Source organism: Peribacillus sp. NPDC006672, assembly GCF_050274955.1.
Taxonomy (GTDB): Bacteria; Bacillota; Bacilli; order Bacillales; family DSM-1321; genus Peribacillus.
This window is the reverse complement of sequence record NZ_JBNNOR010000007.1, coordinates 232,024-252,669: the sequence shown is the minus strand read 5'-3', so window position 1 is coordinate 252,669 and position 20,646 is coordinate 232,024. Positions and strand designations below refer to the sequence as shown.

Genomic DNA, 20,646 nt, shown 5'->3' with positions numbered 1-20,646 from the left:
TGAACTTTAGTATATTTACAGCGATCCCTACTTGGTGTTCCTTTATTTTCCAGGTTGCCATACCGAGCTTATTTTAAACAGTAAAATACATAATCTGTAGGTACGCCACGCTCGCCTTGTTGGTGGAGCATCGCTGACACATTACCCCGGTGATAGGTTCCATGGTTCACTACATGATGAATGAGGTCGGCAAGTATAAACTCACAAACTCCCATTTTGGGGTGTTCGGTTACTATGGTCCGTTCCAGATCAGGCTGCGTAGCAAGAAAATCGTAATAATCCTTTGCAAGTCCATCATAGCACGATTCTAGTTCATTTATTGAAACTCCATCCACTTCTTCCCGCCGCCGTGCAACTTTCTTAAAAGTATCTTGAATGGTGCTTCCTTTCATTATCTCCAACCAAGTGATATCTGTTGCGTAAAGGTGAACCAGGACGTCCTTAATGGATGGAAAGACACTTTTTATCGTGTCGCCATAGACTCCGTCCGGTAATTGTTTTATGTTCTGGAAAACTTGCTGGTTAGCCCAAACGTGGTAATCATACATTTTCTTGGCACGGTTCTTTTCCATTTTCTAAACTCCTTCCATTGTTACTTAACCCATTTCGACAATACTTAAAGAATACCTTTTTCAAATCTGCTAAAAATCTTGATATTAAATAGGGGGATTTTCCTGAAAAAAGTAAAAGAAATGCTGAATGTTCCTGATGGCAAACATTCCTCATAGTTCCCATTTCTAATCCTCCGGTTTTATTCTAAATATGCTCAATTATTAATCCAGCAACTTTCTATTGATAAACACGTACATAATTGTTAAAAAGACAAATATGGCTAGGATAAGAATTGTACGTTCATAATGATAGTTGATCATGCTGTATTTGGAGGACTTAATCGAATTGTATTCGTGCCATTGAAATGGACATTGGCCGTATTTGCAAGACATTCATGGTTACCTGCGGCATGTATAATGTATCAGGTGATTAAGGTTGGCATTCCGACTAAAAGCGGTGTTTCAGGGGAATCATGGGGGCAGTCCCTGTGAAATGAGGGGTTGGAATTTATGGCAGCGTTTTCTCTAGTTTAGATAACCATTGTTATAGCTTTATTTTTTCAAAATATACTATTATTAGAAGTGTAGGCCAAGGCATCAGTCTTTTCTATTTTTTATGATAGGAACAAAGTCTGAATCAAATGAAGATGAATCCTGGGTACTTTGTGGGTTAAGCGTTTAACGCTAAACCTTTTTTCAAAGCTAATAAAGTCAGTATGCGATGGCTGACCATCCTGGGGAAAAAATGTCCATGTAGACAAGGATTCCTTTTTGCTACCATATATCGCGAAAAATAGAAAATTGGATATGGTGGGAAGTAAATGCCCTGTCACAGTGCATTGTCAAAATTCATAAATGCATACAAAAGTTCAATTAATAAAAAAAGAATTTCCAAAATTTCAAAATGATTTTTGGAGTTGTTGCTCTCTAGTGACTGATAGTTATTCTGTTAGTTTACATAAAATATTTTATCCTGAAAAAAGGAAGATTTTGAGGCGTTAGTTCAACAATATAAACATTATTTTGATTCAATAGAGTTTTTTAGAAGGTATCTGATAATTTGTCCCATGCAAATACCTCCTTATTTACATACCATGATAAAGGATGCTATCCTACTATTGCAATTACAGTTGATTCATCAATGTTGCGTTGACCACTGTTATGGGGGTCTACCCACTTTTAATATTCTTGCAGTAGAGACAAAGTAAATGATTAAGGGTTTCTCAAGTGGGCAATTTCACAGACATAAAGTAACAATAAATGGATAGATATGCAACTAATTGTTAATCAGGGATGAATAGCATAAATAGAGATTAGAAGTACCATTAATCATGCGAACAACTTGAAAAGCTGGCAAGGTCAAAGAACATGACATTACAGAAGTTGTGTTACAGATTGAAAAACACAATCTTTTAAACTTATGAGAGTCTTGATACTGTTTCTGAATTAATTTGTTAGAAAAATAGAACCGTCATTAATTCCAATCATGGATGGCAAGCGGATAGTTTAGTCTTTAACTGACGAGGGCTGATTTTTGGGATTTAAGAATGTAAAAATTCTTTCTATTTGAAATTATCGTTAATAATAATAACTCTTATCGAGAGGTGGAAAAAAATGAAAGCAGATGCCGTTTTTGAAGGTGGGGGGGCCAGGGGAATTGCTTTTATTGGAGCGATTCAAGCAATGGAAGAGGAAAAAGTAGAATGGGAAAGACTTGCTGGGACATCAGCAGGAGCAGTAATAGCTGCTCTTTTGGCCAGTGGTTATAAAAGCCATGAAATTAAAGAACGTTTTAGTGAAATCAATTACTCAAAGCTTCGAGGCAGGACAATTCTGAATCGAATTCCCATTTTGGGATTCCTTTTGGAACTTATGGTTCATCTCGGGATTTACAAAAACGATTATTTGGAAACATGGGTGGATTCTCTTCTTTCAGAAAAAGGGATTAAGACATTCGCGGATCTTCCAGATGGAAAGTTGAAGATAATTGCTTCTGATGTTTCGAATGGCCAAATGCTTATTTTGCCAGATGATTTGGAGCGCTATGGGATGTCTCCTGCTGATTTAAAAGTTTCAACTGCCGTAATGATGAGTGCCTCCTTACCATTTTTCTTCCGTCCGGTTATTTGGAAATCAAAAGACCGGAAAAAATCCTACATTTTAGATGGTGGCTTACTTAGTAACTTCCCAATATGGATATTTGATACAGACAATCCTCGCTTTCCAACATTCGGATTCCATTTTGTGAAAGATGAAGTTAACGTAGATCCAGTTATACCAACGCCAATCCACCTTTTCAAAAATATATTTAAAACGATGCTTCAAGCCCATGATTTACGATATATGAACGAAGAAACGATCGAACGCACGATTCAAATTCCTACTGGCGGCATCAACGCAACGGATTTTGAACTGAATGAGGATGAAATCGACTTTCTCTATAAATCAGGCTATACTTCTGCAAAGGAATTTTTGTCGAAATGGGATTTTGAACAATATAAGGTCAAACGCATGCAAAGAGTAAAAAATAAGTAGGGAAAACTATATGCTATCGTTTCAAAAGGGTGAAAGCGAGGGACAAGGAGCTGTTATGACGGCTCTTTTTCTAATTGAACTAACGAATCAATAGTTTAATATGAGGCATAGTGGCCTTGAGCTAAGTGTAATTATAGTGAATATTAAAGAGAATTCAAAATTAATTCCATCTGTTATTACCTAAAGCTATCGTGACCCCATGAAGTTAATTGAATCATTATATGAATACATCGAGATATTGAGGAAAGAATTAATAACTACCGGATTGATATATGGATTAACCTCACCTGAAACATTACATAAAAGCCAAGAACTGGATAAACTATTAAATTTACTTGGTCATGAAAAAGAACCGAAGGGTTTTCAATATATCTAAAACAGGAATGATACTTGATTTGGGCTTCTCCAATGCAAAATCCCTCAAGTACTTCTATTTTTCTTATGAAACTATTATTACATAAATTAGGATGTTTTTAAATATAAAGTAAGTGTTTACTTAATTGGATTAAAAATAACCCATAGCAGTTATTTGTAACGATTAAATAAATGATTCATTAAGAAAAATAGGTTGAAAGAATTACGTTATATGTAAAAAGTTTGTAGGTCCATGTAAATGCATGAGTGAATCAGATCTTTTTTAATGTTTAAAGAGATCCATAAGTCCTGCATGAAAATCCCTAATTGGAAATTTGTTGATTTACATTTATTCATATACCTTTAAAAGGGCCATACTATACTTGAACCAGATTCAAATAATAGGAGGGAAAGATCAATGAATAATGAAAGAGCAATGGATGATTTAATTAAGAATTGGAGCGAATTAGGTAAGAACATGGACCGCCGAAACTTTATCCAGGGAGCAAGTAAGCTTGCCGGACTTTCATTAGGTCTTGCCCTTGCCCAATCAATAGGCGGCATTGAAGTGAATGCTGCCCCGAAATTCAGTGATTATCCATTTACTCTTGGTGTAGCTTCAGGTGATCCGCTCTCGGATAGTGTTGTTTTATGGACAAGGCTGGCACCTGATCCGTTAAATGGAGGAGGTATGCCACAAGAAGCCATTTCCGTTAAATGGGAAGTGGCAAATGATGAAAACTTCAGAAAGGTCGTACAACAAGGCAAGGAAATAGCTAGGCCGGAACTTGGCCATTCCGTTCATGTGGAAGTAAGCGGGTTAAAACCGGATAAGGTTTATTTTTACCGTTTTAAAAGTGGAGGGGAAGTAAGTCAAACTGGGAAAACGAAAACACTTCCGCCAATCGGTTCAAGTGTTTCAAGCCTGTCATTCGCTTTTGTTTCATGCCAGCAATTTGAGCATGGTTATTATACGGCATATAAACATTTGGCAAAAGAAGATTTGGATCTTGTCTTTCACCTTGGCGATTACATATATGAGTACGGACCAAATGAATATGTTGCTTCTACAGGCAATGTCCGTGTACATAACAGTCCGGAAATCATTACTCTAGAGGATTATCGAAATAGATACGCACAATACCGCTCTGATACTCATTTAAAAGCGGCACACGCTGCTTTCCCATGGGTCGTGACTTGGGATGATCATGAAGTTGAAAACAATTATGCAAATGTCATTCCGGAAAAAGGACAATCGGTTGAAGCATTCATCAAGAGAAGGGCAGCCGCTTATCAGGCTTATTATGAGCATATGCCCCTTCGTAAATCTTCCTTGCCGAAGGGAGCGGATATGCGGTTATACCGAAATTTCACTTATGGCGACCTGGCCTCTTTCTTTGTACTGGATTCACGTCAATACAGGGATGATCAGGCAAACGGCGATGTCAGTTCACCGCAAACGCCGGAGTCACTTGACCCGAATCGTACATTACTAGGTCGAGAGCAGGAACAGTGGCTAACTGATAATCTTTTGAAATCAAAAACAAAGTGGAATGTGCTGCCACAGCAGATTTTCTTTGCACAACGGAATTATGGAACACCTACCGCTCCCAAATTCAGCATGGATTCTTGGGATGGTTACCCGGCTGCACGTGATCGTTTGATTGATGTAATTAAAAGTAATAATATAGAAAATTTGGTCGTGTTGACCGGTGATGTACATGCAAGCTGGGCAGTCAATTTAAAGGCGGATTTCAATGATCCAAATTCAAGGATTTTCGGTGTGGAGTTTGTCGGCACATCCATCACATCCGGTGGAAACGGAGCAGATAAGCGTGCAGATACGGATAAAATATTAAGCCAGAATCCACATATCAAGTTCTTTAATGATTACCGGGGGTATGTCCGATGCAAATTAACACCAGAACAATGGAAGGCGGATTACCGTGTAGTTCCTTTCGTGACAGATCCAGGAGCGGATATATCGACAAGAGCATCTTTTGTGTTTGATAAGGATCAAGCTGGACTAAGAAAGGTTGCGTCAGCAACGGTTACGGAAGGGATCCAAAAAACGAAAGAAGTCGAGGAAGATCGGACACGGGCCCATAATCGCGCACATGAAAGACAAAGAATGAACAAGCAGCGGAAAGTCACTAATTGATAGAAAGACAAGGAAATGTGAATGGAAAAATACTTGTACAATGATTGGAGTGAATGAGAATGCTTTCTAATATTGGGATACCTGGTCTGGTCATCGTCCTCGTGATTGCACTGATTATTTTTGGCCCGTCCAAGCTGCCGGAAATCGGCCGTGCATTTGGTCGAACTTTATCCGAATTCAAAAGTGCAACCAAAGGATTGGTGAATGATTCAGATAAAGAGGATGAAAACGAGAATAAAGCTGCGTTAAAAGCCGTTAAAAAAGAGGGATGAATTTAATGGGATAAAGCGGGCGGAAAGACTCGCCTGCTTCTTTTCATGAGAAGAGTTCAAGGGATAATCGATTTAGCAATTCTAATACTTATATATGGCTTGTAAATTGCAAAAAGGAGGGGTGAAAGTGGAGAGCAAGGATTTACACGTTATTGAGCATATGGAGGAACTCCGAAGCAGAATCATTAAAACACTGATAGGTTTTCTTGTTTTTTTCATAGTGAGTTTCTTATTCGTACAGGATATTTATGAACTGCTCATTAAGGATTTAGATGGGAAGCTTGCCGTGCTCGGCCCAAGTGACATCCTGTGGGTATATATGATAATTGCTGCGGTTTGCGCAATAGCTGCAACGATTCCGCTAGCTGCCTATCAGTTATGGCGTTTTGTGGCTCCTGCATTGAAACCGGAAGAGAGAAGAGTTACATTCCGGTTCATTCCTGGGCTGTTCATCTTATTCATCACAGGTATCTCATTTGGATATTTTGTGTTGTTTCCAATAGTGCTGGGTTTCCTAACTTCCCTATCAGCCGGGCAATTCGAGATGATGTTCACAGCTGAAAAGTATTTTCGGTTCATGATTAATTTGATCTTACCATTTGGGATTTTATTCGAAATGCCGCTTGTGGTCATGTTCCTGACCAGATTGGGAATCATTAATCCAACAGTGTTGAAAAAGTCTCGTAAGATTTCTTATTTCGTCCTGGTCATCATCTCTATCCTGATTACGCCTCCTGATATGATTTCGGACATTTTGGTTATCGTCCCTTTGCTTGTGCTTTATGAAGTGAGTGTGCAGCTGTCCAATATGGTTTATCGAAAAAGGCTCATGAAAGATAAGTCAGCATTACCTGTAACATGAAATGGTTAGCTGATATTGAAAAAAACATTTCTTGGGAAATAGTCAATGGAACACTAAAAAGTTGAGGGACGTAATTCCCTCAACTTTTTTACTGCGGAATAATATTTGATGGATCACTTTTTAATCCCTTTTTTGTCAGGTTCCCCTATCTCTTGGATTTGGCAGCTGTGGAATTCGAACTAAGTCAATGGAGACAATCATTAGAATGAGTGAAGGTTAATACGGCGTCTTTACTATGTAAAGTCCTTCATGAAAGTGTCTGATCTTTCAGGTGAAACCGGTATATACATAGTCTATAACTTGTAATATAACCTGTAGAAAGTACGGGAATTGAAAATTCAAATCATTTATTTGGAATCATATTCATTTAGGTAAATCAAAGTCTTCTGTATAGCATTTCAAGGAAATCATAAGTTACATAGTTGGACAAAAGGCCTGCAATACCTAAAGGATTATAAGTGGCATGTTTTATTTTATTTATTAGAAGGAGAGGGTATTATGGTTAGCGAATAATTGTAATCACTTGACATAAAACAGCCAATCTTAATTTCGCCCAATCATTTTAAACAAAATACCACTATTACAAGAAACCCCAATATGAATAAGGTAAGGGGTCATTTCAAAGGAAGCATTATTAAATCTGTGATTGTAAAGCTGAATGATTCGAAAAAATTGAATGGAGAAATGAATGTTGATTGCATCGTTCAAGTATAAATATAATCTAGGAGGGGAAAGCATTATCAAAATATTGAAAGGGGGGGGGTGAGATTTATGAGGGATTTAATGAAAATTATCGCAGGAAACATTTCCATGACCTTTGCCTATGCTTATTTAATCATTCCCAATGAAATTATTAATGGAGGTGTAACTAGCTCGGCATTACTATTGCATGCATTATCAGGTTATAATATTGCCATCCTCGCCAATTTAGTTACAGGATTACTGTTAATCATTTGTTTAGTTTTTCTGGGGAAAGAGTACTTTTTTAAGTCAATTGTAAGTTCCCTTAGCTATATGCTGTTCTTCAATTTTTTTTATTCATTGAGTATTGATTTTGATATGAATATCGTTCTAGTGATTATTATTTCATCGATTTTGATAGCGATAGGATACTATTTATGCATAACAGCAAATGCCTCCACTGTTGGTTTTGACGTGCTCGCTTTAATTTTACATCATAAAAATGAAAAAATAGATATTGCAGCGACAATAAGAATCATTAATCTTATCGTTCTTATATTGGGCTTTCTTGTTTACGGTTACACATCGATTATTAAAGGAGTTGCGTATACATTGATTTTCTCATGCCTTTTAAAGAAAATGCTGGATAGGAAGCAGAAGGCAGTAATGATAGGAAGGGATAGTGTGTTCGATGAAACTTCCAATGTGAAAGATGTAAAATGAAAAAATTTGAGGTTAGCAAGGGCCGCCATTTATTTAATTTTGTCATCGAAATATTCTGATTTTATTATACACATAGAAAGTGGTACTAACATCATGACGTAGTGATGTTGTATCCACTTTAAATTTCAAAATAGCCTTAGGGAAGGAGGAATAGTGATATAGAACCTTAAGTTCATAGCGTCATCTCCTGTATTGTTTGAAAATGCCATGTTTCCAAGTTCCTACTATCTTTGTGAAAGTGTAAAGGACAAGCAGCTGAAAAGCCTTGTTTTTTCATTCTAGTAGCGATTTAGTTGATTCCCCAAAAAATTGAAAGTTGGTGGAGGATTTGAAAAATCAAAACTCCAAGCAGCGCAACTGCTCCCACTTACACGCTAATCTCCGAGCAATTCATTCAGTTCTTTCTCACGCTCCACAAACTCTCCAGAAAATTCCGCCAGATTATCTTCAAAAATCATTCACAAACTTAGCAATTTCACCTGTATGGCGCCGAATCCCCTGAGCATCATTCATCACAATCACGGCAAACATGTGCAAGCGATGTCTCCGTATACAACCAGCCTCTATTCGCTGCCACAGAGGATTAGTGTGAACTCGGCATGCCACCTGTTGTGAAGGCCTGCTTCAAATCCCACTTTCCGGTCAGCTTATTATACGTTGAAATTTTCTGCCCTAGCGCAATGCCGATAGCCTCTACCATGGAGCATTTTAAACAAGAACTAGAAGATTATATCCATTACTAAAATCACCGACGAATCAAAGTGAAATTAAAAGGCATGAGCCCGGTAGATTACCGGGTTCATGCCCTAAGGCTGTCTAAGTAAATAAAGTGTCTAACTTTGTGGGTTCACTTAATATGACCGGTTTGTTTCATTTAAATTCCGCCATCTCTTTTAGAGCTCTGATCTTTATTTCTTTTATTTCCTTTACTGTTGTCCCCACTAACAGGAGCTTGTCCGTGTAATTGCGGTGAATTTTGATTTTGGCTGCCTTTATTAAATTTTTTTGTCATGTTTCACATCTCCTTTCTTATTTCAAATATAGTTTGTCCCCTTTTGGACAGTCATATCAGGTGATATTCCGACCAATCCATTCTCACCTAAATATAATGAAGAATCCGAACAATAATAAGGATATGGCAAATAATTGGATTCTCCTTTCAGGCTTGCTTTTTTCCGGGGGAAGTCTTTTTTTCATAATAATATTTATAGGATTGGTCCCTTAAGGAAAATCTATAACTGAAGATTATTAACAAGGGTGTTAAGGGTGGCTATGGAATGAATAAGATCAAGGATATAAATCCGGAAGATTTAAAAAAGATACAGAATGTAACCGAGCGAATGTCTTTCACAAAAAACTTCAGGTCTGCTACTGCTGAAGAATGGTTTGTTTTTATTCCCGGCTTTAAGGATCCAGTTACTGGAGGCGCTGCTGGAAAGGCTATAGTTCACTACAATCTATATGGAAACAAAGATATGTTCATTAACACAACGGTCATTCTGGATGACCTTGTCTTATTTGAGGAAGAAAATTTTCAGCTGGTTTACTCCATTTGTGATGAACTTGTAAATCGACTAGTAGGATACGCTGATACACTACTGTCAGTACACGCAGGTTCAAATTCTTATAATGCTGAGTACAAACGATAATGGTCGTAAGAAGGATAGGAGGAAAAACAGTGCATCATAATCTGGTTCAGTCAATAATCGAACATTCAGTCCCGCTTACAAGCGAAGCTGATTGGGATAAGCTCGTTCAACAAGTTGAAAATTCAAAATTTGTTTTGCTGGGAGAGGCATCACATGGAACATCCGAGTTTTACACGGCCCGAGTTGAAATAACAAAAAAACTGATTAAAGAAAAAGGGTTCACCTTTGTAGCCGTTGAAGGCGATTGGCCCGCATGCCAGGCAATTAATAGATATGTTAAAGGTTATGACCTAGTAACTAAATCCGCACAGAATGTGCTTAAAAGTTTTGACCGCTGGCCGACCTGGATGTGGGCAAACGAGGAAATAATAGAATTGATCGAATGGATGAAACAATACAATGAGTCTGGACAAAATCGAACGAAAGTTGGATTTTATGGGATCGATATCTATAGTCTTTGGGAATCCATGGATGAAGTTATCCATTACTTAAAACAAATTGATTCACCTGACCTCGAAGCTGCGAGACAGGCGTTCACATGTTTTGAGCCATTTAATCGGAATAACGAAGAGTACGCAGTTTCGGCAGGCATTTTTTCGGAAGACTGTATAGAGGAAGTAGCCAAATTACTGACAACTATTCAGCGAAAAAAAGAAAAATACCCCCATCACGAAGAATTGAATTTGAATCTTCAAGTGAATGCATTGGTAGCATATAATGCAGAAAATTATTACAGGACAATGGTGGTTCATGATGATAAATCATGGAATATTAGAGATATGCATATGGTGGATGCACTTAATGAAATTATGGATTTTTACGGTTCTGAAGGCAAGGCGATTGTATGGGAACATAATACCCATGTTGGTGACGCCAGCGCTACTGATATGAGAGATTCCGGGATGATTAATGTCGGCCAGGTCATTCGTGAGCAAAACCCAACTGAAGATGTATTTATCACAGGATTCGGAACCTACAGGGGAACTGTAATTGCAGCAGGCGAGTGGGGCATGGATTTTGAAATAAAAACAGTACCCCCAGCAATGAATGGAAGTTGGGAGGAGGCTATGCACCTTTCGGGGGCGTATGATAAGTTGCTCATTTTCACTGATGAAAATCGGCAGCTATTCCAAGATAGGGTTGGACATCGGGCGATTGGGGTTGTATACAGACCGGAATATGAACAATATGGAAATTATGTACCTTCTGTAATGTCAGATAGGTATGATGCATTTGTTTACTTTGATGAGACACAAGCCCTTCACCCGCTTGTTCATGAAAAAGCACCCGTTGTGTAATGAAAAGGCAAAGCCCTTTATAACATTTCCCGTGTTATAAAGGGCTTGAAGTTATTACGGTTCCTTAGTTTGATGGGCATGGGGTGAACCAGAAATACGTGGATTTACCACCTTAAGGAAACCCGAATATGATAAGCCTATTTCCTTGATGAAAAATTACTCACATTTAACACACTTCTTTTATCATTAAAAGATGTGGACCGCCATCTTCCATAAAGATATCGGATGAAGTTTGATAGCCGAGTTTTTTATAAAAACCCTCAGCCTGTGTTTGACCATGTAATTTAACCAGGGATAATCCCTTTTCTTTTGCCATTTCTTCTAACGTTTTTATTATTATTTTTCCAAGACCAAATTTACGGTAAGACTCTAAGATACAAATTCTCTCCAATTTACCTAAACCATCAACAACTCTTAACCTTCCAGTTCCGACCGGTTTTTCATTATAATAAACTAATATGTGTTCACAAAGAGCATTAAGTGTATCAAATTCATCAAATTCACTTTCTAATTGGAAACCTTGTTCCTCGACAAATACTTCTTTTCTGATATGAAAGGCAATTTTTAAATCATTTTCTGTAGTTATTCTCTTAGAATCCAATGGTCTTCATCCCTTTTCTAGATTTATTTAATAAGACAAGTCTATTAAATGTATATCACTTTTATAGTTTAAATGAAATTATTAAATACAACAAAAAGTCAGTGGCTTTTTGAATGAAGGTTATATCCTAATAATAAAGGTGAAACAGACATGATTGCTGAAATTACAAGTACGATAAAAAATGGGGACCTAATGAGCGATCCCCATTTCAGAATGAAGACAAACTCGATGAAAATCGAGTTTGTCTTCATTTTTTTATGGCTTGTTCAATTTTGGAATTTAACAATTATATATAATTTCCTTCAGTCTTTTTTGTTTTAGGCTCTTTTCGTAAAGATTGTTGTTTTTAAAACGAAACTATTTAAGGTTGATTGGAGCGGAAGTGCGAGACTCCTGCGGGAGCAGCGGGACAGGTGAGACCCCACAGGCGTTTACGCCGAGGAGGCTCACCGCCCGCCCCGCGGAAAGCGAGCATCTGGAGGGGAAATCAACCACACCGCACTACTTGGTAAATAGCAACAAAGTATGCGAAAACAGCCTTGTTTTAAAATAGGTTGTTTAATCTACAATAAAGTTGTTTAAAAATTATTTCGTAACCGGCATTCTACCGTTTCTTAAACAACTTATTTTTGAAATGAGCATATGCTCTCAGTGAAAACGTAAAATAAAAAAACTTTAAGATGAGAATCAAGACAGTTGATCACGTAAGAATACACCTTGATGTCACTACACCGTTTTTCTTATTCAACAACCGGGCTTTTATTGAGTGAAGATCAGAGAAGTGATTAAACTTTTGTAATAAAAGAATGTTTGAATATATTAAGGGCGGTTTGGGCGGTTTTGATCGATTTTTTTTTCAAAACATGTTTTTCTGTTGACATTTTAAGGAGATAAGGAATAAGATTATAATAAAGTTGCGCAAAGTAAACTTTTTATCTTCAAGGAAATAAATTTTGTTAGGGGAATGAAACATGTCCGATGTAAAAATGTTGCGACTGTCAGATTGTAAACCAGGAGATCACGTTCTTATAAAATCATTATCATTAGAAGGGACCATGAGAAGAAGATTATTGGATCTTGGATTTGTAAAGGGATCTGAAATTACAGTAATCCAAAGAAGTCCACTTGGAGATCCAATGGCATTTCGAGTAAGTGACACAACTATTGCATTACGAAAGGAAGAAAGTTCTAAGATTCATGTAGAGAAATTAGGAGGTGCATAAGAGATGAGCGTTTACAGAATTGCTCTTGCGGGGAACCCGAATACTGGGAAAAGCACATTGTTTAATTTGTTGACAGGGTTACGCCAGCACACCGGAAACTGGCCTGGTAAAACGGTTATCCGCGCAGAGGGGGAGTTTACTCATAATGATACTGAGTACACCATTGTAGATTTACCTGGTACTTATTCTCTTTATTCCAATTCCGTAGATGAAGAAGTAGCCCGTGATTACATTATTTTTGATAAGCCAGATGTGACGCTTGTCGTTCTAGATGCAACGTCATTAGAACGGAATATGAATTTAGCTCTTCAAGTAATGGAGATGACAGACCACGTCGTTGTTTGTTTGAACTTAATGGATGAAGCCCAGAAAAAAGGAATTAAGATAAATAGTGAGATGATTAGTAAAAAGCTTGGTACTCCGGTAGTGAAAGTTTCGGCAAGAAATAAAACAGGAATCAAGGAATTGTTAGATATAGTCCATGAAATGGCAAAAGGAAATGTACCGACAAATCCATATCGCATGACCTATTCAGATGATATTGAAGCAAAAATTGAAGAGCTTGCTCCGAAGGTAAGACAAATGATCGGGGATGAATTTCCAGTTCGTTGGATCTCTTTGCGTTTATTAGATGGTGATGAAAGGATTCTCAACTCGTTAAATACCTACTTACAAAAAAAGAAAAAAAGGAAAGGAGGATTTAATAATGTCTCAATCAAAGCAACCATTTGAGGGAGAGGAGTCTCTTGTCTATTTATTCAACTATGCTAAAGGCATGGCGAGTGATAACCTTCGAGATGAAATTGTTGAAAACATATATACAACAAGTAGAGGAATATGCAAAGAAGTCGTAAATTATAAAAATAAAGAAAGAATTCATTCAGAAAAGGTAGACAAAGTTTTAACTTCACCCATTTGGGGATTTCCGATTATGCTTGCTATGCTTGGCGCTGTATTCTATCTGACAATTGCTGGAGCGAATGTCCCTTCAAGTATGCTTGCACAGGGATTTGCATGGATGGAAGGACAATTAACCTTGCTCTTTAATGCTATGAGTGCACCAGATTGGCTACATGGTGTCCTAGTTCTCGGTTTCTTTAGAGGTACAGGGTGGGTTATTAGCGTAATGCTTCCTCCGATGGCCATTTTCTTTCCAGCATTTGCTTTATTGGAGAACTACGGTTATCTACCACGCATTGCTTTTAATATGGATCGTCTCTTTAAGAAAGCAGGAGGTCATGGTAAGCAATCAATAACGATGGCAATGGGATTCGGTTGTAACGCAGCTGCCATTATGTCAACGAGAATCATTGAATCTCCAAGAGAACGGATGCTTGCGATTTTGACTAATAACTTTGTTCCATGCAATGGTCGTTGGCCGACGCTTATTTTGTTAGCTTCTCTCTTTATGGCAGTTGGATATACTGGCGGTATGGCTCCCCTTGTCACAGCATTTGTCGTAATGTCAATGGTGTTAGTCGGGATTGTCGTGACGCTTACTGTTTCTTGGGTGCTATCAAAAACAGCGCTAAAAGGAGTGCCGACTCATTATACACTTGAGTTACCACCGTATCGTCGACCGAAAATCTGGAATACGGTATTACGCGTAAGTATCGATAAATCTTGGTATGTTTTAAAAAGAGCTGTAATCGTCGCAGCACCAGCTTCAATATTAACTTGGATCGTAGCCAATATTTATATCGGTGATACAAGTATTCTCATGTATTTCGTTAACTTTTTAGATCCTTTTGGGCAAGCACTTGGCATGGATGGTTTCATCATGGCAGCCTTTATCCTTGGGTTGCCAGCCAACGAAATTGTCATTCCAATCTTAATTATGGCCTATTTGTCCCAAGGCGCGATGTTAGAGCTTGATGATTTAACCGAACTTAAAGAAGTATTTGTTAGCCACGGATGGACCTGGTTAACTGCCTTGAACATGATGCTATTTTCATTACTTCATTACCCTTGTGGAACGACTCTTGTTAATATTTATAAAGAAACAAAAAGCAAGAAATGGACGTTCATGTCCTTTGCTATTCCTACTGTAATTGCTATTACGGTAACATTCTTAGTGGCTACCTTTGTCAAAGCAATGGGTTGGGTATAAATACAAAGAGACTAGCTACCATAATAGAATTTATATATTCAAGGAGATATGATAATCACTTAATAATGAGTTTCTTGTTAAAGTAATGGGGATTTGTCATTAATAAAAGTGCAGCCAACATAAAGAAACTGATATTCCATAATAAGGCGCTTTAATGGAACAAGGAACATAAAAATGATCAAACTTTTTTCAAAACACACTCTTTCTTTTTGGGAAAACCTCGTAATTTACCAATTGTGTTTTTTTATTTCGTAAATTGATACGAGTGGTGTGGCAATGGCAAACGTAATCGCAAACGCAGAAACGAGTGTACCTACTTTTGGGATTTGTCATATGGAGACTCGAGGAAATATCGGTTAAGATCCCGATGATAACAAATTCGCTTGTCCCGAGAACAAATGTTAATAAAGTAAGTGTTTTAAGATGAGTAGCCAATGTCGCTTGGATAATTCTGTGGCGTGAATAAATACCTCTTTTCTTAGATCAATGTGAATCTGTCAGAGGGTAGATAAACAATCTAACTATCATACCATAAAAACATTTTTACGAGGAAAACCCATGCTTAGTTATCGTTGATTATTTCTTGCTAAAAAGCTTGTACCTGAATCATTCACTAATTTTACCGTAACCTGTTTTGTTTTAAAACAAAAAAAGAATCCAAAAAGAATTAATAAGGAAAAGCATAAGGGTAACAATATAATAAAAATATAATACTCTAATATCAGGGAGAAAACATAAATCAAACAAAAAGGATGGGATCCTGATGGTTGATGAAAATAAGCAAAAAAACAAACGGGAACAATGGAAAAAGAAAGTTATGGATAATCTGAAGAGGGAAGCTGTCAAAAATATCATAGCAAGAACGGGAGACATAGCAAGATTAGATGCTAAAGTCAATAATACTTACACTGTATACATCAAGGATGGAAGGATGATAAAGCAACCTACAAATGGGAAGTGTGTTGTCATTAATGGAAAAATCCAAGCTTGAAATTTTTGAAGGAATAGAGAATATACATTATTATAGAATTCGAAGGTATGTAGCGGTTGGACCACAGTAATTGGTGCAAGGCCATAACAAAGTTCATAGTGCTAACGTGCATGGTAAGCTTTCTGGAACCAAGATAGTGTAATAGATCTTGAGGTCCTTACTTTTATGAGCTCTAATTTGATTAGATTTGGTACATTTGAAGTGTGCGACCGAGCAGATCGAACTAGAAACCCACATACAGGAGGAGAAATACAAATTGCTGCTTCCGTTTCCTGCTTTTAAACCAGGTAAGGAATAGAGGCGGTTATATAAAAATTAATAGTTGTATAGCGTAAAAAAAATACTCTGGGGATGAGATATTCTCCAGAGTATTTTTTTCTTTAAGTAAGTTTTTGTACGGTGGTGTGAGAGGTCAGAGGCTAGGCGCTAGGCGCCTCCTCATACTCGATTCATTATCCAGCTACATTTTCAGTAAACTGACTATTGTAAAGATCTGCGTAGAAACCATTTACTTCTAATAGTTCTGAATGCGTTCCTTGCTCAATCACTTTTCCTTGATCCATAACTAGAATCAAATCTGCATCCTTAATCGTTGAGAGACGATGGGCAATGACAAAGCTAGTCCGTCCTTCCATTAGTCGGTTCATCGCCTTTTGGATAAAGACTTCGGTCCGAGTGTCCACACTCGACGTCGCTTCATCCAATATCATGATTGGTGGATCTGCAAGAACAGCTCGTGCGATTGTCAAAAGCTGCTTTTGTCCTTGTGAGATGTTCGAAGCTTCTTCGTTCAAAACTGTCTCATAACCATCTGGCAGTGTCCGAATGAAATGATCGGCATGTGCCGTACGAGCAGCTGTAAAAATTTCTTCATCTGTTGCTCCATTTTTTCCATAAGCGATATTGTCCTTAATCGTGCCATTAAAGAGCCAGGTATCTTGAAGCACCATCCCAAAGTTCTTACGGAGGTCATTCCGGGACATATTCCGTGTATCAAGACCATCAATTTTAATCTTTCCGCCATTGAGTTCATAAAATCTCATCAAGAGATTTATCATAGTCGTTTTTCCAGCACCAGTCGGTCCAACAATGGCGACCGTCTGTCCAGACGAGACATCGATGTTCATATCTTTAATTAACATTTCTTCCCCATATCCAAAGTCTACATGTTCAAAAGTGACAGCACCATTTGCTCTCTTTATATTAGCTGTGGTTTTTTCTTTCACTTCCTCTTCTTCATCAAGTAGCTCAAAGACACGCTCAGCTGCTGCAACCGTCGACTGAATAATGTTTGCGATGTTGGCTGTTTGTGTGATCGGCTGGGTGAACTGCTTTGAATATGTGATGAATGCTTGAATATCACCAATTGAGATCGAACGTTGCGTTACCAATATTCCGCCGACAACGCTGATGAGGACATAGCTCAAATTTCCGATAAAAAACATCATGGGCATGATGATACCAGAAATAAACTGTGCCTTTCTTCCCGCTTTATACAATTCTTCATTAACCTTAGTAAACTGGGCACTTGCCTTTTTTTCATGTCCGAATGCTTTAACGACTTGATGGCCAGTATACATCTCTTCAATGTGCCCATTTAATTGTCCAAGTGTACGCTGTTGATCGGCAAAATGTTTTTGGGATCTTTTTAAAATAGGCCGGATTGCAAATATTGACAAAGGTAAGCTGACAATCGAGATTAATGTCAATAACGGGCTAATGGAAAGCATCATGATGATAATCCCCAAAATCGTGACGATTGATGTGATGAACTGCGTTAAGCTTTGTTGAAGGGTGCTCCCTATTGTATCAATATCATTTGTCATTCGGCTAAGTGTTTCCCCGTTTGGGCGTCCTTCAAAATATTTGAGAGGAAGTTTCTCGAGCTTTTTATTAACATCTTCCCGTAGATCATATACCGTTTCTTGTGCAACACTGGACATAATGTATTGTTGCACATAGTTGAAAAGGCTGCTTAAGACATACAGTCCAGCAAGTAGTAGAAGAATCTGGCCAATTTTATCAAAATTAATAGCTGCTCCAGGTATTCCTTGAAATTTCCCGTAAGCTCCTTCGAATAATTCCGTAATCGCCGTTCCCATGATTTTTGGTCCGACAATCATGAAAATCGTACTCATGATTGCAGCGAAGAACACGGCAATCAATTTATTGCGCCGCGGTTTTAAATAGGATAAGAGGCGTCTTAGTGTTCCTTTAAAATCTTTTGCTTTTTGACCCATCATCATCATGTTACCGCCACCAGGACCATGCCCCATCTTGCCGCCGCTTTGAGGTTTTTTTTGATTACTCATGCAATTTCCTCCTCTGAGAGCTGTGATAAGGCGATTTCACGGTATATGTCGTTTGTATTTAGCAATTCTTGATGTGTTCCCATACCTGCAATGTGTCCTTTGTCCAACACAATGATTCGGTCAGCGTCTACGACCGTACTGACACGCTGTGCAACGAGTAGTACCGTCGCATTTTTCGTTTCATCTTTCAGGGCTGCACGGAGGTTGGCGTCTGTCTTGAAGTCTAGTGCAGAAAAACTATCATCAAATATATAAATATCAGGTTTTCTAATAAGTGCCCGTGCAATCGAAAGCCGTTGCTTTTGCCCTCCTGATAGATTTGAGCCTCCTTGTTCGATTTCTGCATGATAGCCGTCTTTCATGTTATTGATAAAATCTTCAGCTTGCGCGATACGGGCTGCATGCTCAATTTCATCTTGTGTGGCGGTTTGTTTTCCAAAGCGAATGTTTTCAGCAATGGTACCTGTAAAGAGGACAGCCTTTTGTGGTACAAAGCCAATTTTTGAACGAACTTCATCTTGAGATGAATGACGAATATCAACACCATTGACACGAATTGTTCCACTTGAAGTATCATAGAAGCGAGGGATCAAATTGACGAGCGTCGTTTTCCCTGAACCAGTTCCGCCGATTATTGCGGTGATTTCACCAGGTCTTGCAGAAAAACTGATATCCGATAATGCAGGTTCTTCTGCCCCTGGGTAATTGAACGTCACATGTTCAAATTCAAGTGTACCGTGTTCACGATCTGCCTTTTCTGTCCCTTCATCTAAGAATGAAGGTTTCATGTCAAGGACTTCGTTTATCCGCGTTGCTGACACAGCCGCACGTGGAACCATAACGAACATCATGGAAGCCATAACAAGTGCGAACATAATTTGCATCACATATTGGATAAAGGCCATTAAGTCCCCGATCTGCATACCGCCGTTATCAATACGAACTCCACCGAACCAAATGATACCAACAACCGTCAAGTTCATGACAAGCATCATTACAGGCATCATGAACGCCATGATTTTATTGACCTTAATCGAGACATCTGTCAATTCTTTATTTGCTTTCTTAAGACGTTCTTTTTCTTGGGTTTCACGATTGAAGGCACGAATGACGCGAATTCCCGTTAAATTTTCTCGTAATACAAGGTTTAACCGGTCTAATCGTTTTTGAACCTTTTGAAAAAGAGGTACACCTTTGTATAGAATAAGCAGGATCGAACCAATCAACAAAGGCATAGTGACGACAATGACAAGGGATAATTTTGCATCCATGGATACTGCCATGATCACTCCCCCGATTAACATGATGGGTGCACTGATTACCATACGAAGCATCATGATAACCACTTGCTGGACTTGTGTTATATCATTGGTAGTCCGTGTAATCAATGACGCGGTACCGACTTCGTCAAATTCTTGTAACGAAAATTTTTCTACATGATTAAAGACTCTCAGCCGGAGATCCCGTCCCATTCCCATTGCCGCTTTGGACGAATAGTAGCTTGCGATTATGGAAGCACAAGCGCCAAGTGCTGAAACTAGCAGCATCAAACCACCGATTTTCCAAATGTAAGGAGTGTCACCTCGAACGACGCCTTTGTCAATAATATCCGCCATGAGTGTAGGTAAAAAGAGGTCCGACATCGATTGAATAAAAACCAGACCGATAACTGCTGAAATAATCCACTTATAAACGGATAAATTTTTCAGTATTTTTATCATTTTGTACACTCTCCTTGTTCTGTTGCTTGAGCTTCTAAAAAGTTTGTAATTAGAAGATGCGTTTCAAGCAACTCTTCAAACTGTTCTTCAGAAAGCAATTCAATCGCCGATTGAAATATTTGGTGGATACTGCCTTCTTGAAAATGAATCATTTTTAAGGAGTTTTTTCCCTTTTCGGTGATTGACAGCTGAATCTCACGCCGGTTGCCCTCCACATGCTCTCGTTGGAGCATGCCTCCCCGAACAAGGCCATCGACCGCTTGACTCAGTGTGCTTTTTGGAAGAAACGTTTTCTCCCCAACTATTTTTTGAGTGATCTCCTTATGAGGGGAAATGGTCATCAAAATGGAATATTGCGGAACTGTTAAACCATTTTCTGCCGCTGTCTTTTGAACGAATCGCATGATATTTTTCTGCACATTCGAAAATGAACGCAATAGTTGTACTGATCGCATTATTTGTTTTTCATTCTCCACTAAACATCACCATTCTTTCTTTTTCGAACTGTTCCAAACTGAACATTTACTTTTTTGAACTATTTTAATTTACATCTATTTTTCAGCATAGTCAACAAAAAACGATTTCATCATTCCGGTGTTTTT

General features: G+C 38.2%; 19 protein-coding genes and 4 pseudogenes. 15 read left to right on the top strand and 8 right to left on the bottom strand.

Annotation, left to right across the window (positions count from 1 at the left end; all coding sequences use genetic code 11):
• Positions 1-68: 68 nt before the first annotated feature.
• Complete coding sequence (locus tag ACQKKK_RS13925; RefSeq protein ID WP_427616718.1) at positions 69-572, bottom strand: DinB family protein; 504 nt, start codon at positions 570-572, stop codon at positions 69-71.
• Between the two features lie 347 nt (positions 573-919).
• Here ACQKKK_RS13925 and ACQKKK_RS13920 point away from each other — a divergent pair.
• The 7 genes and pseudogenes from ACQKKK_RS13920 to ACQKKK_RS13890 form a co-directional block, all read left to right on the top strand.
• Positions 920-1,037, top strand: a pseudogene (locus tag ACQKKK_RS13920) (glutaminase); the annotation flags it as partial.
• Between the two features lie 1,128 nt (positions 1,038-2,165).
• On the top strand, positions 2,166-3,086 hold the full coding sequence (locus tag ACQKKK_RS13915; RefSeq protein ID WP_427616717.1) for a patatin-like phospholipase family protein: 921 nt from the start codon (positions 2,166-2,168) through the stop codon (positions 3,084-3,086).
• 199 nt (positions 3,087-3,285) lie between these two features.
• Entirely contained in the window at positions 3,286-3,462 is a 177-nt protein-coding gene (locus ACQKKK_RS13910) for a Spo0E family sporulation regulatory protein-aspartic acid phosphatase (protein WP_427616716.1), read from the top strand.
• Positions 3,463-3,858: 396 nt separating this feature from the next.
• Positions 3,859-5,601 carry an alkaline phosphatase D family protein gene (locus ACQKKK_RS13905; protein ID WP_427616715.1) on the top strand — a complete coding sequence of 581 codons (1,743 nt, stop codon included), beginning with the start codon at positions 3,859-3,861 and terminating at the stop codon, positions 5,599-5,601.
• Positions 5,602-5,660: 59 nt separating this feature from the next.
• The gene (locus ACQKKK_RS13900) at positions 5,661-5,873 is read left to right on the top strand and encodes a twin-arginine translocase TatA/TatE family subunit (RefSeq protein ID WP_061462820.1); all 213 of its coding nucleotides are present in this window, start codon (positions 5,661-5,663) and stop codon (positions 5,871-5,873) included.
• Between the two features lie 160 nt (positions 5,874-6,033).
• Positions 6,034-6,735 (top strand): twin-arginine translocase subunit TatC, encoded by a 702-nt coding sequence (gene tatC, locus ACQKKK_RS13895; protein WP_427616781.1) that lies wholly within the window; start codon positions 6,034-6,036, stop codon positions 6,733-6,735.
• 771 nt (positions 6,736-7,506) lie between these two features.
• Positions 7,507-8,139 (top strand): YitT family protein, encoded by a 633-nt coding sequence (locus ACQKKK_RS13890; protein WP_427616714.1) that lies wholly within the window; start codon positions 7,507-7,509, stop codon positions 8,137-8,139.
• Between the two features lie 380 nt (positions 8,140-8,519).
• Here the strand turns inward: ACQKKK_RS13890 and ACQKKK_RS13885 are convergent.
• Positions 8,520-8,839, bottom strand: a pseudogene (locus ACQKKK_RS13885) (divergent PAP2 family protein); the annotation flags it as partial.
• Here ACQKKK_RS13885 and ACQKKK_RS13880 point away from each other — a divergent pair.
• Positions 8,838-8,963: pseudogene (locus ACQKKK_RS13880) on the top strand (IS3 family transposase); the annotation flags it as partial. The pseudogenes ACQKKK_RS13885 and ACQKKK_RS13880 sit on opposite strands and share 2 nt — an antisense overlap.
• 50 nt (positions 8,964-9,013) lie before the next feature.
• Here ACQKKK_RS13880 and ACQKKK_RS13875 read toward each other — a convergent pair.
• A complete protein-coding gene (locus tag ACQKKK_RS13875; protein WP_427616713.1) occupies positions 9,014-9,151 on the bottom strand; it encodes a hypothetical protein in 138 nt (45 codons plus the stop codon).
• Positions 9,152-9,416: 265 nt separating this feature from the next.
• Here ACQKKK_RS13875 and ACQKKK_RS13870 point away from each other — a divergent pair, with 265 nt between their 5' ends.
• Positions 9,417-9,788, top strand: coding sequence for a hypothetical protein (locus ACQKKK_RS13870; RefSeq protein WP_427616712.1), 372 nt, complete (start codon positions 9,417-9,419; stop codon positions 9,786-9,788).
• A gap of 29 nt (positions 9,789-9,817) precedes the next feature.
• Positions 9,818-11,086, top strand: a complete 1,269-nt coding sequence (locus ACQKKK_RS13865) for an erythromycin esterase family protein (protein WP_427616711.1) — start codon at positions 9,818-9,820, stop codon at positions 11,084-11,086.
• Positions 11,087-11,252: 166 nt separating this feature from the next.
• Here ACQKKK_RS13865 and ACQKKK_RS13860 read toward each other — a convergent pair whose 3' ends face one another.
• On the bottom strand, positions 11,253-11,687 hold the full coding sequence (locus tag ACQKKK_RS13860) for a GNAT family N-acetyltransferase (protein ID WP_427616710.1): 435 nt from the start codon (positions 11,685-11,687) through the stop codon (positions 11,253-11,255).
• 971 nt (positions 11,688-12,658) lie between these two features.
• Here ACQKKK_RS13860 and ACQKKK_RS13855 point away from each other — a divergent pair.
• From ACQKKK_RS13855 to ACQKKK_RS13845, 3 genes are read left to right on the top strand one after another with little or no spacing between them, the layout of a single operon-like run.
• Positions 12,659-12,910: a FeoA family protein gene (locus ACQKKK_RS13855; protein WP_427616709.1), complete on the top strand. Its 252-nt coding sequence runs from the start codon at positions 12,659-12,661 to the stop codon at positions 12,908-12,910.
• A gap of 3 nt (positions 12,911-12,913) precedes the next feature.
• On the top strand, positions 12,914-13,642 hold the full coding sequence (locus ACQKKK_RS13850; protein WP_427616708.1) for a FeoB small GTPase domain-containing protein: 729 nt from the start codon (positions 12,914-12,916) through the stop codon (positions 13,640-13,642).
• Positions 13,643-13,685: 43 nt separating this feature from the next.
• The gene (locus tag ACQKKK_RS13845) at positions 13,686-15,020 is read left to right on the top strand and encodes a nucleoside recognition domain-containing protein (protein ID WP_427616780.1); all 1,335 of its coding nucleotides are present in this window, start codon (positions 13,686-13,688) and stop codon (positions 15,018-15,020) included.
• A 260-nt stretch (positions 15,021-15,280) separates the two neighbouring features.
• Here ACQKKK_RS13845 and ACQKKK_RS13840 read toward each other — a convergent pair.
• Positions 15,281-15,484: pseudogene (locus ACQKKK_RS13840) on the bottom strand (MFS transporter); the annotation flags it as partial.
• Positions 15,485-15,783: 299 nt separating this feature from the next.
• Between ACQKKK_RS13840 and ACQKKK_RS13835 the strand changes: the two are divergent.
• Both ACQKKK_RS13835 and ACQKKK_RS13830 read left to right on the top strand, forming a co-directional pair.
• Positions 15,784-16,011 carry a hypothetical protein gene (locus ACQKKK_RS13835; RefSeq protein WP_427616707.1) on the top strand — a complete coding sequence of 76 codons (228 nt, stop codon included), beginning with the start codon at positions 15,784-15,786 and terminating at the stop codon, positions 16,009-16,011.
• 165 nt (positions 16,012-16,176) lie between these two features.
• Complete coding sequence (locus ACQKKK_RS13830; protein ID WP_427616706.1) at positions 16,177-16,293, top strand: HU family DNA-binding protein; 117 nt, start codon at positions 16,177-16,179, stop codon at positions 16,291-16,293.
• A 170-nt stretch (positions 16,294-16,463) separates the two neighbouring features.
• Here the strand turns inward: ACQKKK_RS13830 and ACQKKK_RS13825 are convergent, their stop codons facing one another.
• From ACQKKK_RS13825 to ACQKKK_RS13815, 3 genes are read right to left on the bottom strand one after another with little or no spacing between them, the layout of a single operon-like run.
• Positions 16,464-18,323, bottom strand: coding sequence for an ABC transporter ATP-binding protein (locus tag ACQKKK_RS13825; protein ID WP_427616705.1), 1,860 nt, complete (start codon positions 18,321-18,323; stop codon positions 16,464-16,466).
• The gene (locus ACQKKK_RS13820) at positions 18,320-20,044 is read right to left on the bottom strand and encodes an ABC transporter ATP-binding protein (protein ID WP_427616704.1); all 1,725 of its coding nucleotides are present in this window, start codon (positions 20,042-20,044) and stop codon (positions 18,320-18,322) included. The genes ACQKKK_RS13825 and ACQKKK_RS13820 overlap by 4 nt, the downstream gene beginning before the upstream one ends.
• The gene (locus tag ACQKKK_RS13815) at positions 20,041-20,499 is read right to left on the bottom strand and encodes a MarR family winged helix-turn-helix transcriptional regulator (RefSeq protein ID WP_427616703.1); all 459 of its coding nucleotides are present in this window, start codon (positions 20,497-20,499) and stop codon (positions 20,041-20,043) included. Before ACQKKK_RS13815 ends, ACQKKK_RS13820 begins: the two co-directional genes overlap by 4 nt.
• Positions 20,500-20,646 lie beyond the last annotated feature (147 nt).